This window comes from Cytobacillus firmus (assembly GCF_023715565.1).
GTDB classification, from domain to species: Bacteria; Bacillota; Bacilli; order Bacillales; family Cytobacillaceae; genus Cytobacillus; species Cytobacillus firmus_C.
On record NZ_JAMBOJ010000003.1, the window covers coordinates 1 to 11,778 of the forward strand.

15 protein-coding genes are annotated in these 11,778 nt (G+C 41.5%); 3 read left to right on the forward strand and 12 right to left on the reverse strand.

Annotated features, from left to right (window positions below):
* On the forward strand, positions 1-158 hold a 158-nt coding region (locus tag M3205_RS25875), incomplete at its 5' end, for an IS3 family transposase (RefSeq protein WP_396104985.1).
* A gap of 61 nt (positions 159-219) precedes the next feature.
* Here the strand turns inward: M3205_RS25875 and secDF are convergent.
* Together secDF and M3205_RS01530 are read right to left on the reverse strand one after the other, a co-directional pair.
* Positions 220-2,484, reverse strand: coding sequence for a protein translocase subunit SecDF (secDF, locus tag M3205_RS01525; RefSeq protein ID WP_251168312.1), 2,265 nt, complete (start codon positions 2,482-2,484; stop codon positions 220-222).
* A gap of 284 nt (positions 2,485-2,768) precedes the next feature.
* A complete protein-coding gene (locus M3205_RS01530; RefSeq protein WP_251168313.1) occupies positions 2,769-3,065 on the reverse strand; it encodes a post-transcriptional regulator in 297 nt (98 codons plus the stop codon).
* 122 nt (positions 3,066-3,187) lie between these two features.
* Here M3205_RS01530 and spoVB point away from each other — a divergent pair, with 122 nt between their 5' ends.
* Positions 3,188-4,753 (forward strand): stage V sporulation protein B, encoded by a 1,566-nt coding sequence (gene spoVB / locus M3205_RS01535; RefSeq protein WP_251168314.1) that lies wholly within the window; start codon positions 3,188-3,190, stop codon positions 4,751-4,753.
* 35 nt (positions 4,754-4,788) lie between these two features.
* Here the strand turns inward: spoVB and M3205_RS01540 are convergent, their stop codons facing one another.
* Positions 4,789-5,439, reverse strand: coding sequence for a DUF421 domain-containing protein (locus M3205_RS01540; RefSeq protein WP_251168315.1), 651 nt, complete (start codon positions 5,437-5,439; stop codon positions 4,789-4,791).
* A gap of 202 nt (positions 5,440-5,641) precedes the next feature.
* Here M3205_RS01540 and M3205_RS01545 point away from each other — a divergent pair, with 202 nt between their 5' ends.
* Positions 5,642-6,028, forward strand: a complete 387-nt coding sequence (locus M3205_RS01545; RefSeq protein WP_076257463.1) for a TIGR04086 family membrane protein — start codon at positions 5,642-5,644, stop codon at positions 6,026-6,028.
* Positions 6,029-6,074: 46 nt separating this feature from the next.
* Here the strand turns inward: M3205_RS01545 and yajC are convergent, their stop codons facing one another.
* From yajC to M3205_RS01590, 9 genes are all read right to left on the reverse strand, one after another.
* The gene (gene yajC, locus M3205_RS01550) at positions 6,075-6,359 is read right to left on the reverse strand and encodes a preprotein translocase subunit YajC (RefSeq protein ID WP_095245954.1); all 285 of its coding nucleotides are present in this window, start codon (positions 6,357-6,359) and stop codon (positions 6,075-6,077) included.
* Between the two features lie 71 nt (positions 6,360-6,430).
* The gene (gene tgt / locus M3205_RS01555; protein ID WP_251168316.1) at positions 6,431-7,570 is read right to left on the reverse strand and encodes a tRNA guanosine(34) transglycosylase Tgt; all 1,140 of its coding nucleotides are present in this window, start codon (positions 7,568-7,570) and stop codon (positions 6,431-6,433) included.
* 60 nt (positions 7,571-7,630) lie between these two features.
* Complete coding sequence (gene queA, locus M3205_RS01560) at positions 7,631-8,659, reverse strand: tRNA preQ1(34) S-adenosylmethionine ribosyltransferase-isomerase QueA (RefSeq protein ID WP_251168317.1); 1,029 nt, start codon at positions 8,657-8,659, stop codon at positions 7,631-7,633.
* A 28-nt stretch (positions 8,660-8,687) separates the two neighbouring features.
* Positions 8,688-8,894 carry a DUF2905 domain-containing protein gene (locus M3205_RS01565; RefSeq protein WP_251168318.1) on the reverse strand — a complete coding sequence of 69 codons (207 nt, stop codon included), beginning with the start codon at positions 8,892-8,894 and terminating at the stop codon, positions 8,688-8,690.
* The gene (ruvB, locus tag M3205_RS01570) at positions 8,891-9,892 is read right to left on the reverse strand and encodes a Holliday junction branch migration DNA helicase RuvB (RefSeq protein WP_251168319.1); all 1,002 of its coding nucleotides are present in this window, start codon (positions 9,890-9,892) and stop codon (positions 8,891-8,893) included. The genes M3205_RS01565 and ruvB overlap by 4 nt, the downstream gene beginning before the upstream one ends.
* A gap of 52 nt (positions 9,893-9,944) precedes the next feature.
* Positions 9,945-10,556, reverse strand: a complete 612-nt coding sequence (gene ruvA / locus M3205_RS01575) for a Holliday junction branch migration protein RuvA (protein ID WP_251168320.1) — start codon at positions 10,554-10,556, stop codon at positions 9,945-9,947.
* A gap of 99 nt (positions 10,557-10,655) precedes the next feature.
* Positions 10,656-11,021, reverse strand: a complete 366-nt coding sequence (gene mnhG / locus M3205_RS01580) for a monovalent cation/H(+) antiporter subunit G (protein ID WP_251168321.1) — start codon at positions 11,019-11,021, stop codon at positions 10,656-10,658.
* Positions 10,999-11,283 (reverse strand): Na(+)/H(+) antiporter subunit F1, encoded by a 285-nt coding sequence (locus tag M3205_RS01585; protein ID WP_251168322.1) that lies wholly within the window; start codon positions 11,281-11,283, stop codon positions 10,999-11,001. Before M3205_RS01585 ends, mnhG begins: the two co-directional genes overlap by 23 nt.
* The gene (locus M3205_RS01590; protein ID WP_251168323.1) at positions 11,280-11,759 is read right to left on the reverse strand and encodes a Na+/H+ antiporter subunit E; all 480 of its coding nucleotides are present in this window, start codon (positions 11,757-11,759) and stop codon (positions 11,280-11,282) included. The genes M3205_RS01585 and M3205_RS01590 overlap by 4 nt, the downstream gene beginning before the upstream one ends.
* Between the last annotated feature and the right edge of the window lie 19 nt (positions 11,760-11,778).

An 11,778-nucleotide genomic window follows, 5' to 3' on the forward strand; every position in this document is an offset into this window, starting at 1 on the left:
ACCTCAAAACTGAGAAGCTGTATATAAATAAGTGTAGGTCAAAAGAAGAACTAGAAGAAGCTCTTGAGGATTACATTTACCATTACAATTACAAACGCAGACAAAAGAAACTAAAGAAACGCGCGCCGATAGAATATCGACACGCGCTCACTGCTTAGCTTTTTATGTTGTCTACTTGACAGGGACAAGACCAACTCGCCTGAGTTTTTTTTGTAATTATTACACTTGAGGTTCGTCACTGACTTTGCGTTTTTCTTTAACAGTATGAATAACGCCTTTTTCTTTCAGTTCCTTGCCTTTCCATACTGCCCAAATCTGTGCTGCAAGGAAAATGGAAGAATAAGTACCTGCTATTAAACCAATAAGAAGTGCAAACGAGAAGTTTCTGATTGATTCACTTCCAAACACGAGCAGAGCAACAACTGTAAATACAACTGTTAAAACAGTATTTACAGAGCGGCCAAGTGTTTGGCGCAGACTTTTGTTTACAACATCCGCAATATCTTCAAATGACTTGAGCTTTTTCTTTTTCTGCATATTCTCACGCATCCGGTCGAAGGTTACAATTGTATCATTTATGGAGTAACCGACCACTGTCAGAATCGCTGCAATGAAGGTAATATCCACTTCAAGTCGTGTAAAGCTAAATACTGCGATAATAAAGAAGGCATCATGCATAAGTGCAAGGACTGCAGGAATGGCCATTTTTATTTCAAAACGGATGGTTACATAGATAACAATGCCGATAGAGGCAATTGCCAATGCAATCAGCGCATTTTTAGCAAGCTCCTTCCCAACAGTAGGGGAAACCGTACTGACATTTGGATCTGCACCGAATGTCTCATGGAAATGAGTTTTCAAATCGGCGATTTCATTTTTTGTCATTACACCTTTTAATCTTGCAACACCGATTTCTTTATTATCACCAGAAATGACAATATCATCAGTCTCTAATCCTACAGCTGATAATTCATTTTGGAGCTCTTCTTTCGTTAAAGGTTTATCAGCCAGCTGCTCGATGCGCGTACCGCTTGCAAAATCAATTCCGAGGTTCAGCCTGAATATGGATACAATGATAATTCCCACTGCAATTAATACAGCAGATAGAATGAAAAACTTCCTTCTGTGCCCTACAAAATCAAACTTATCGAATTTGGTTGGCAAATCAAGCGTATCGTAATTTTCAGCAATATTTTTAATCTCGCTTTTCTTAACTCCAAACCAGCCTGGTTTTTTATCAAGAAATTTACTATGGACCCACAGTCCCATAAGAAGCCTTGTGCCGTAAACAGCAGTAAGAAAGCTGGCGAGGATGCTTATAATAAGCATGGTTGCAAATCCCTTTACAGAGCTTGTCCCATACATGAATAATACGGCTGCTGCTAAAATCGTTGTGATATTCGCATCAAAAATTGTGGAAAGTGAGTTTTTCTCCCCGGCCTGAAAAGCAGATTTAATTGATCTGCCCACTTTCATTTCCTCCCGGACTCTCTCGTAGGTAATGATATTCGCATCAACAGCCATACCAACCCCGAGAATCAGTGCGGCGATGCCAGGCAGCGTCAATACACCATTCATCCAATCAAATATTAGTAATATCAGATAAATATAAAATGATAATGTGAGTGTCGCAATAAATCCAGGGAAACGATATACAGCAATCATGTAAATAAAGATTACCAATACCCCTATTATTCCCGCAAGTATGGTCGTTTCCATTGCCTGCTCACCGAATTTCGCACCTACCGAAGTTGAATACACTTCATCGAGCTCCACAGGAAGGGATCCTGCATTCAATAAATCCGCCAGTGTTTTTGCTTCTTCAATTGTAAAGTTCCCAACAATGGATACGGTATCCTGATTAAAGATTTGGCTTACCTGTGGAGCAGATAAGTATTTGGGATCTTGTTTTGCTGCCTCGGCCTGGAAAGAATCCTGGCCCTCTTCAAAATCTAGCCAAATGACAAGCAAATTATTGGGCGCACCCATATTGACTATTTTTTGAGTTACATCTTTAAATTTGGCGGCACTTTTTAGCTTCAATGAAACACTCGGTTTTCCATTTTCATCAAATGTCTGTTTTGCGCCATTTTGAGCAAGGTCTGAACCGTCCATCATCAACTGATCATTTACATCTCTAAATGATAAGTTAGCTTCTGTAGACAAGATTTCCCTTGCTTTATTCTGATCTGTTACACCAGCAAGCTGAACACGGACCCGTTTATCTCCCTCAATCTGAATATTCGGCTCACTGACTCCAAGAACATTGATCCGCCTGTCCAGTGCTTCAGCAGTACTTGCAAGGACCTCTTTATTTACCTTCTGGCCATCTTTTGGTGTGACTTCATAGAGAACCTCAAATCCGCCCTGCAAATCAAGTCCAAGCTTAATATTTTTTAAGATGTTGTTCGTCGTTGCTCCAGCCAGGCTTCCCAGTAATAAAACAATCAGGAAAAAAGCAACGATACGGCTGCGCTTTACCATTCTGAATAAATCCTCCTTAGCTATCGCCCGCTATCAGATATAACAGGCACCCCATCAGCGGCGTGATGCATTATTTACCAAACCTTCAGGCTGCATGACTTATAGGTATGCCTGCCCGTTAATAAAGACTGATGTTTGAACCACTAGTTCCTAAATTTCATTCTATGTATGACGATGACATGAAAAAAAGACCATTTACTACGCTTTTCATTATGAAACAGATTGTAAAACCTGTCAATTTGTCTTAAATGATGTTAAACAAGATGAAAACTGGAAATGTCTAGTTACTTTAATAATTTTCTGCGCTCTTCTTCATTCTCTAATGAAAATTCAGCTTCTTTAAAAGCCTCCATGGTAGCATAGTGAATGTATTCACTCACTTTTACCTCCATTACTTCTTCCACAATTTCGAATAGCCTGACATTTTCTTTTGGTTTTTTCCACTTTTTCATTGTCAGATATCCCCAGAGCTCCTGTTCAGACACTTTTTTATATCCCAGAAGCCGAAATTCATCCAATTTGCTTTCCAATGCAGGTTTTACCGTAGTGCGAAAATAATCATATTCATGGCCGATTTTCATATTCAGCCGCCTCCCCGCCATTAATAACATGGAAATTATGATAGCTTGTCATGCTTTGTCCTCTATCTTGCATATAGATAATTGTATATGATATTACCCATTTTGAGAAGGCAGGGAGTTGAATGTCCAAATTTCTGAAAGGTACCATGATCCTGCTCGCTGCAGGGCTTGTGACCAGGGTCCTTGGCTTTATTAACAGAATTGTCATTGCCCGATTTATTGGAGAAGAAGGTGTTGGCCTTTATATGATGGCCTTTCCCACCATGATTCTTGTAGTCACCATCACACAGCTTGGGCTGCCGGTTGCTATTTCTAAAAATGTAGCCGAGGCAGAGGCAAGAGGCGATACAGCAAAAATAAAGAAAATATTAATCGTTTCCTTAGCGACGACCATCTCGCTTTCCATTGTTTTCACTCCCGCTTTAATTCTGCTTGCTCCATTATTATCAGAGACACTCTTTACTGATAACCGGACCCATTTGCCTTTAATGGCAATTGCTCCAATTGTGCCAATCATTGCAGTTTCCTCTGTTATTCGGGGTTATTTTCAGGGCAGACAGAACATGAAGCCTGCTGCCTATTCCCAGATGATTGAGCAGATAGTCCGAATCAGTCTGATTGCTTTAATGACTAAGGCATTCCTGCCATATGGAATTGAATATGCGGCTGCTGGCGCCATGCTGGCAGCAGTCATCGGGGAGCTTGCATCTTTACTTTATTTGATGACCACATTTAAGCTTAAAAAGAAGTTCAGAGTCAGGAATCAATTTTTTAAATATGTGTCTTCCGGAAAAAGTACATTTAACGAATTGATGACCGTTGCTCTTCCAACGACAGGAAGCAGAATGATCGGTTCTGTCGCCTGGTTTTTTGAACCGATCGTAGTAGCGCAGAGCTTGGCACTTGCAGGTGTGGCAGCAGCTGCGGCTACGAAGCAGTATGGTGCTCTTACGGGCTTTGCCATGCCTCTTCTAATGCTGCCATCGTTTATTACTTATTCTCTGTCAACTTCTCTTGTTCCCGCTATAAGCGAGGCAAATTCCCAAAATAATATGCGGCTGATCGAATACCGGCTTCAGCAGGCCCTTCGTTTCGCATTCATAACCGGGGGCCTGGCAGTGGTGGTTCTTTACATCCTTTCCGACCTGTTGATGGAAGTGATGTATGGCTCCTCAAGCGGCTCTCATTTTATTAAACTGATGGCTCCGTTTTTCCTGTTTTATTATTATCAGGGACCTCTTCAGGCAACTTTACAGGCATTGAATCTTGCCCGGGCTGCCATGATTAACAGCTTGATTGGAGCAGTTGTAAAGACGGCCGTTATCTTTCTCCTTGCCAGCCAGCCTGCATTTGGGATAAATGGCGTTGCGATGGGGATATTGACAGGCACAGTCCTGGTGACAATGCTTCACTTCGCAACCGTTCTGAAAGCTATTTCTTTTACTTTTTTCATAAGGGATTATCTAAAAACGTTTATAGCAATGATTGTATCAGGAGGCTTAGGGTTATGGACGCTAAAAGACATCCTTGCCCCAGACATGAATACAGCATTAAGGGTTATTTTGATATCCACAGTTATCACAATTGTCTATATCATCCTTTTATTAATCTTAAAGCTTATTAGAAAGAATGACTTAATTCGTATTCCAGGTATAGGCAAAATGATATCCAGACTGGCATTTAAATAATGTTTAACAGGTCAGCCGGGGCTGAGCTGACCTTGTTATTTTCTTTCATCAAATAGATCCACATAAAATTGGCCATTTTCATAACTGCAGAATGAAATATCGGATATCTCTTTATACCCCTCTTTTCGAAGTTCCTGACGCAGCCAAAAGTCACTTTTATTTATCGTTTCAAGATTCGTTTTCTGAATCGTGCCATCTATAATTAAAGGGATTGTAATCCCCCCATCTTTACTGTCTTTTCTTTCAAACACTGACAGCGTACCGGAGGATTCAAGGATGGCAAACTCCACATCAGAGATTTTTGCAATATCTTTTTCTCTCAGCTGCAGGAGAAGGTCATCAAAGTTATACCGCTGCTTCCTCATGGCATTTTCATCTATTTTTCCTTTATTAATAATAATAGTCGGCTTGCCATCAACTACATCCCTGAATGTTTTGCTTTTCAGGGAGAATATAGCCAATACAATTTGTACAACCATCAAGAGGAGCATGGGAAGCACATTTTTTAAAATATTTGAATCCGGAGTTTCTATCGCGACAACTGCAAGTTCGGCAATCATGATATAGACGACCAGATCCAGGATGCTTAGTTCTCCAATTTCCCTTTTGCCCATCAATCTAAAAATGAGAAGAATGACTGCATACAAAAATAAGGTTCTTACAACGATGATTAGATATTCTTCCACTTCAACAGCACTCCTTTTGATGCAATCCTTTCTATTCTTCCGCATATTGGAACTTTTATGAGTATATGTGATTCTTCTTTGAACAATTTCGATTCTATTTTTTCATTGTCTGAATATGCTTGTACTAAGGAAAAGGCTGGCTGCCTCAACTCAAAGGTCGAAAGCTGTTCCTGTTCACTCATTAAGAAGGGAGATGGTCCATATAGAAGAATCAAAGAACTTTGGAAGCGCTGTACTTTATGGTATTATTGCGATTTTTGCCATTGCCGTTGCCGGCAGTCTCATTTTTTCACTGCTCCTGAGGTTTACATCATTGCAGGAGTCATCCTTGCAGTATATTATTACTGCTGTTTCATTCATTTCTCTATTTGCAGGCGGGTTCATTTCCGGAGGCAAAGGGAAGCAAAAAGGCTGGCTGCTCGGCGGCTTAACCGGCCTTGTGTACTCAATCGTTATTTTCCTTTTTCAATATTTGGGACATGACAGTTTATTTAATATGGAACAAATGATATACCACACCTGTTTCACACTTACGGCAATGATGGGCGGTATATTGGGAGTGAACCTTAACACCAAAAGAACCGCATAAAAAAGAAGGTCCTGCTCAGGACCTTCTTTTTTTGATATTAAGGATATTAAGCTTTTGCTAATGCATCGCCAGTTGCCTGCGTTACTTCGCGGATCGCTGCACGATCGTATGTAAGACGACTTCCGTCACCACATTTAATAACCACTTTGTCTTCGTCGATAGCATCAACGAATCCGTGAAGGCCGCCGATTGTAACAACCTTATCTCCCTTTTTCAAATCACTCTGCATTTGCTGAACTGCCTTTTGGCGTTTCTGCTGCGGACGAATTAACAGGAAATAGAATAAAACAAACATCAGCAATAATGGTCCTAATGTTCCTAAAAGCTCCATAGTTTTCCCCCCTTTCAAAGATCAGCCCGATTTAAGGAAAAATCCCCTAAAATGAGCTCAATTTTTTATGATTAAAAGTTCTTCGCGTTAGGTTTATTAAAGCCATACCTTTCGAAAAACTCTTCTCTAAAGTCTCCCAGGCGATCTTCCCTAATAGCCTGTCTAACCTGCTCCATTAATTTTAACAGAAAATAAAGATTATGGTAAGTTGTAAGTCTGATTCCAAATGTTTCATCACAGCGGATTAAATGCCTGATGTAAGCACGGCTGTAGTTTCGGCATGTGTAGCAATCGCAATTCTCATCTATAGGGCCAAAATCTCTTGCAAATTTTGCATTTTTAACAACCAGCCGGCCATTGCTAGTCATTAATGTTCCGTTCCTAGCAATCCTGGTAGGAAGAACACAGTCAAACATATCGATTCCTCTGATCGAACCATCAATCAAAGAATCCGGGGATCCTACTCCCATAAGGTATCTCGGCTTATCAGACGGCATTAGCGGAGTTGTAAATTCAAGCACACGGTTCATAACATCCTTCGGCTCGCCTACCGATAATCCGCCTACAGCATACCCCGGGAAATCAAGAGATGTTAAGTCTCTCGCGCTCTGTTTGCGCAGCTCCTCATATTCTCCGCCCTGTATAATACCAAAGAGCCCCTGATCATTCGGGCGCTTGTGAGCATTTAAGCAGCGCTCAGCCCATCGGGAAGTCCTTTCAACTGACTTCTTCATATATTCAAAAGAAGCTGGATAAGGCGGGCACTCATCAAATGCCATCATAATATCAGAACCAAGCGAATTTTGAATATTCATTGCTTTTTCAGGAGATAAAAACAGCTTGTCACCATTCAAATGGTTTCTGAAATGAACGCCTTCTTCTTCAATTTTGCGGAATTCGCTCAGGCTGAACACCTGAAACCCGCCGGAATCTGTCAGAATGGCCCGGTCCCAATTCATAAACTTATGCAAGCCGCCTGCTTCTTCCACAATTTCATGACCTGGGCGAAGCCAAAGATGATAAGTATTGCTCAGAATAATGCCCGCTCCCATTTCCACCAATTCTTCCGGGGACATGGTTTTTACTGTAGCGAGGGTTCCTACGGGCATGAACACAGGTGTTTCAAAAGATCCATGCGGCGTATGAACCCGGCCCAAACGCGCACCTGTTTGCTTACATGTTTTTATTAATTCATAACGAATTGCAGTCAAGTTGCAGTTCTCCTTCCATTTAATAGCACATTATTCCTGCCCGGGATAGGCAGAATAATATTACAAAATGAGCATAGCATCTCCAAAGCTGAAGAACCGGTATCGCTCCTCAACTGCCTGATTATAGGCATTCAGGACGTTCCCACGTTCTGCCAATGCACTCACAAGCATAATTAAAGTTGATTTAGGCAGGTGGAAATTCGTAATCATGCCATCAATCGCTTTAAAATCATAGCCTGGATAAATGAAAATATCAGTCCAGCCGCTTGCTTCCTCAAAACGGCCATTATGAGCAGAAGCAATAGTTTCTAACGTCCTCGTGGAAGTAGTCCCCACACTGATGATTCTTCCTCCCTGCTCACGCACTTCATTTAATAGACGTGCAGTTCCTTCAGTTACCTGATAAAATTCAGCATGCATTTCATGCTCATCTAAATCCTCCACACTAACAGGCCTGAAAGTTCCAAGTCCAACATGCAGAGTAATAAAAGCAATATGCACACCCATTTCTTTTAATTCTTCAAGAAGCTGTTCAGTAAAATGCAGTCCTGCTGTCGGAGCTGCAGCAGAACCTCGCTCACGGGCAAACACAGTCTGATAACGGTCCCGATCATCAAGTTGCTCCTTAATATAAGGAGGCAAAGGCATTTCTCCCAGTTGTTCAAGCACCTCATAAAATATCCCGTCGTATCTGAACTCAAGCAACCTGCCGCCATGATCTGAGGTTCCAGTGCAGACAGCAGTCAATTTGCCGTCCCCAAAAGTTATTTCAGTTCCTTCTTTTACTCTTTTGGCTGGTTTAATCAGCGTTTCCCAGGTATCCCCTTCAAGCTGTTTAAGAAGCAGCACCTCTATTTTTGCACCAGTGCCCGTCTTTTCTCCAAACAGTCTCGCAGGAAGAACCTTTGTGTCATTTAATACAAGACAATCTCCTGCTTGAAGGTAATTCTTAATATTTTTAAAAACACTATGCTGAATATCCCCGGTGTTTTTATCAAGAACCATCAGCCTGCTGCTTGTCCGATCAACCAAAGGCGTCTGTGCAATTAATTCTTCAGGCAAATGAAAATCAAACCAATCTACTTTCATGATGTCACCCTTCTGTTATTCATATAGACTACCGGAACCTGCCAATAAAATAAAAGATGGCAGAGAGAATAATGCTCATCAAAATCGATGTAACGACTGGAAAATAAAAAGTCGTATTGCCTTTCTTGATCACTATATCCCCAGGCAGCTTGCCAATATTAATAAACTGGCTCATAAACCCTATGGCAAAAATGATCGCACCAATGACCATCAGCCACTTTGATATGCCGCTCAATCAGCAGGCACCTCCATTTGAAAATGGCGGTACACGAGGTCTGTTACAATTCTTCCTCTTGGTGTCCGCTGAAGAAACCCAATCTGCAATAAATAGGGTTCATACACATCTTCAATCGTATGCGCTTCTTCTCCAATGGTCGCCGCAATGGTTTCAAGGCCTACAGGTCCGCCGCGAAATTTTTCGATTATCCCTCTTAATAATTTATGGTCAATATGATCAAGGCCTAAACGGTCAACCTGCAAAAGCTCAAGAGCCTCCTTGGCAAGTGTTTCATCAATTTGGCCATCTGCTTTGACCTGAGCAAAATCCCTGACTCTCCGGAGGAGTCTGTTTGCAATTCTAGGCGTGCCTCTTGACCTTCTCGCCACTTCAATAGCTGCTTTTTGATCTATTCCTGTATCCAGCACCTCAGCTGTACGCACAACAATATTCGTCAGCTGCTCTTCTGTGTAGTATTCAAGCCTGCTTAGTACGCCAAACCTGTCTCTTAACGGAGCTGATAGCGATCCTGCCCTTGTTGTCGCGCCAACCAGTGTAAAAGGCGGCAAATCCAGCCTTACTGATCTGGCACTTGGCCCTTTACCGATCACAATATCCAGACAGAAGTCTTCCATTGCCGGATAAAGAACTTCTTCTATAGACCGGGGCAAGCGATGAATTTCATCAATAAACAGTACGTCACCCGGTTCCAATGCTGTCAGGATCGCAGCCAAATCACCTGGCCTTTCAATTGCAGGGCCTGCAGTAGTTCTGATATTTACGCTCATTTCATTGGCAATAATAGCAGCCAGAGTGGTCTTACCCAAACCCGGCGGCCCATATAGAAGGACATGATCCAAGGTTTCCTCGCGAATTCTTGCAGCTTTAATAAAGATCTCGAGGTTCTCCTTTACTTTATCCTGGCCAATATACTGCTTTAATGTCTGCGGGCGCAGACTCTGTTCAAATGAAAGATCCTGAAAATCAGCTTCACCGGATATTATCCGCTCTTCCATACTTAATCACCTTCTTAATTCAGCATAAAACGAAACGGCCTTCTCCAACGAATTATAGTTTTAAAAGCTTTTGCAGCGCCTTCTTTATGTATTGATCCGTTGTAAGCTTTTCCTTTTTCAGTTCAGGCGTAATCTTTTTAAGTTCCTTTTCTGAATAGCCCAGCACTTTTAGTGCAAGCAAGGCTTCTTCTAAATCTCCTGCAGGCCCGCTCTCAGCCTGAATTCTATCCTCTGAAAACAGATTAGGGAAGAAGTCAGGGACAATATCGGGAAGCTTCCCTTTCAGATCGAGAATCATTTGTCTTGCTGTTTTCTTTCCGACTCCAGGAAACTTAACGAGGAAAGCTTCATCTTCATTTTCAATCGCCTGTACCACCTGTTCAGGTTCCCCAGAAGCAAGAATTGCAAGAGCTCCCTTCGGCCCAATACCTGTAACATTGAGCAGTCTGGTAAACAGCGTCTTCTCCTCACGAGTCTGAAAGCCGTACAATGCCATAATATCTTCCCGTACATAATGATACGTGAATATCCTGACTTCCTGTCCGAACTCCGGTGTATAGCTAAATGGGTTAGGCGTTAAAATCTGGTATCCAATTCCATTGTTTTCAATAACTACATATTCAGGTCCAATAAAATCGAGCCTGCCTCTTACAAATTCAAACAATGCCTTTCTCTCCTCATGATTCAACTGTACCTCATTGTACCATAAACTATTTTGGCACAAAGCATAAAATGCTGAAGAACCTTTTAAAGGAAACGTGTTCTAGGCATCCTCTTGTTCCTTCCTTAGTGCACCTTTCAAATCATCCCTGACACTTGTACTGCTCATCTCCACACTGGAGCGATAAGCAGCACGGCAAATTACATGAGCAGAAATGGGTGCAGTAAGGAATACAAAAAATATTCCAAGCAGTAATCGAATACTGAAAAAATTGTCTGCAAACAGGAAGAACAGGAACGCTCCAAACAAAGTAAACAATACACCCAAAGTGGAACTTTTTGATGCAGCATGGGACCGGGTATACACATCCGGAAGCCTAATAATGCCGATTGCACTTAGAAAACTGAAAATGGTGCCTGTCAGTATTAGAATTGCAGCCACCATTTCACTTGAGACGTTTGCGTTCAATGACAACACCCCTTTCCATAAAGCGCGCAAAGGCAATAGTTCCTATAAAGGAAAGAATGCCAATTAATAAAATGACTTCCATGAAGGCATGCGTATTTAGTAACACCGAGAAAATGGCTACCGCTGAAATTAAATTAATACCCAAAAGATCCAATGCCTGTACCCTGTCAGGTGTCGTAGGCCCTATAACCAGCCGAAAAATTGTTGCCATCATTGAAAGCGCGAGAAATCCTAATGAGAGCATTAAAATAATTTCTATCATTTGCGGGTCACCTTCTTTATCGCCTTTTCAAACCGATCTTTTGATACTATGACAGATTCACTTGATTCCGGAATATCCATGGCATGAATATAAAACACTTTATTATCATGGGAGATTTCCACAACTACAGAACCGGGAGTCAGTGAAAGAAGCAGAGCAAGCAATGTTACTTCAAGCTCTCCTTCAAGCTCCGTATCAATTGTGAAAATCCCTGGTGTAATATTAATCCTTGGCCTTATTACCTGCCGGATTACAAGTATGCTTGAAGTAAACAGTTCCCAGATGAACACAAAAAACAATTTCAGGATGGCAACAAGAGATCTCAAATATAACGGAGCTTTGAAGAATTTCTCTAAAACGATCAAAACAATTATCCCCACCAGATAACCGCTGAAAAAGGATAATACGCTCCAGTCATCTTGAAGAAACATCCATAAAAAAGCTATAAATAGATTAATTAATACTTGAATGGGCAAATTCATAACCCCTTTCGAA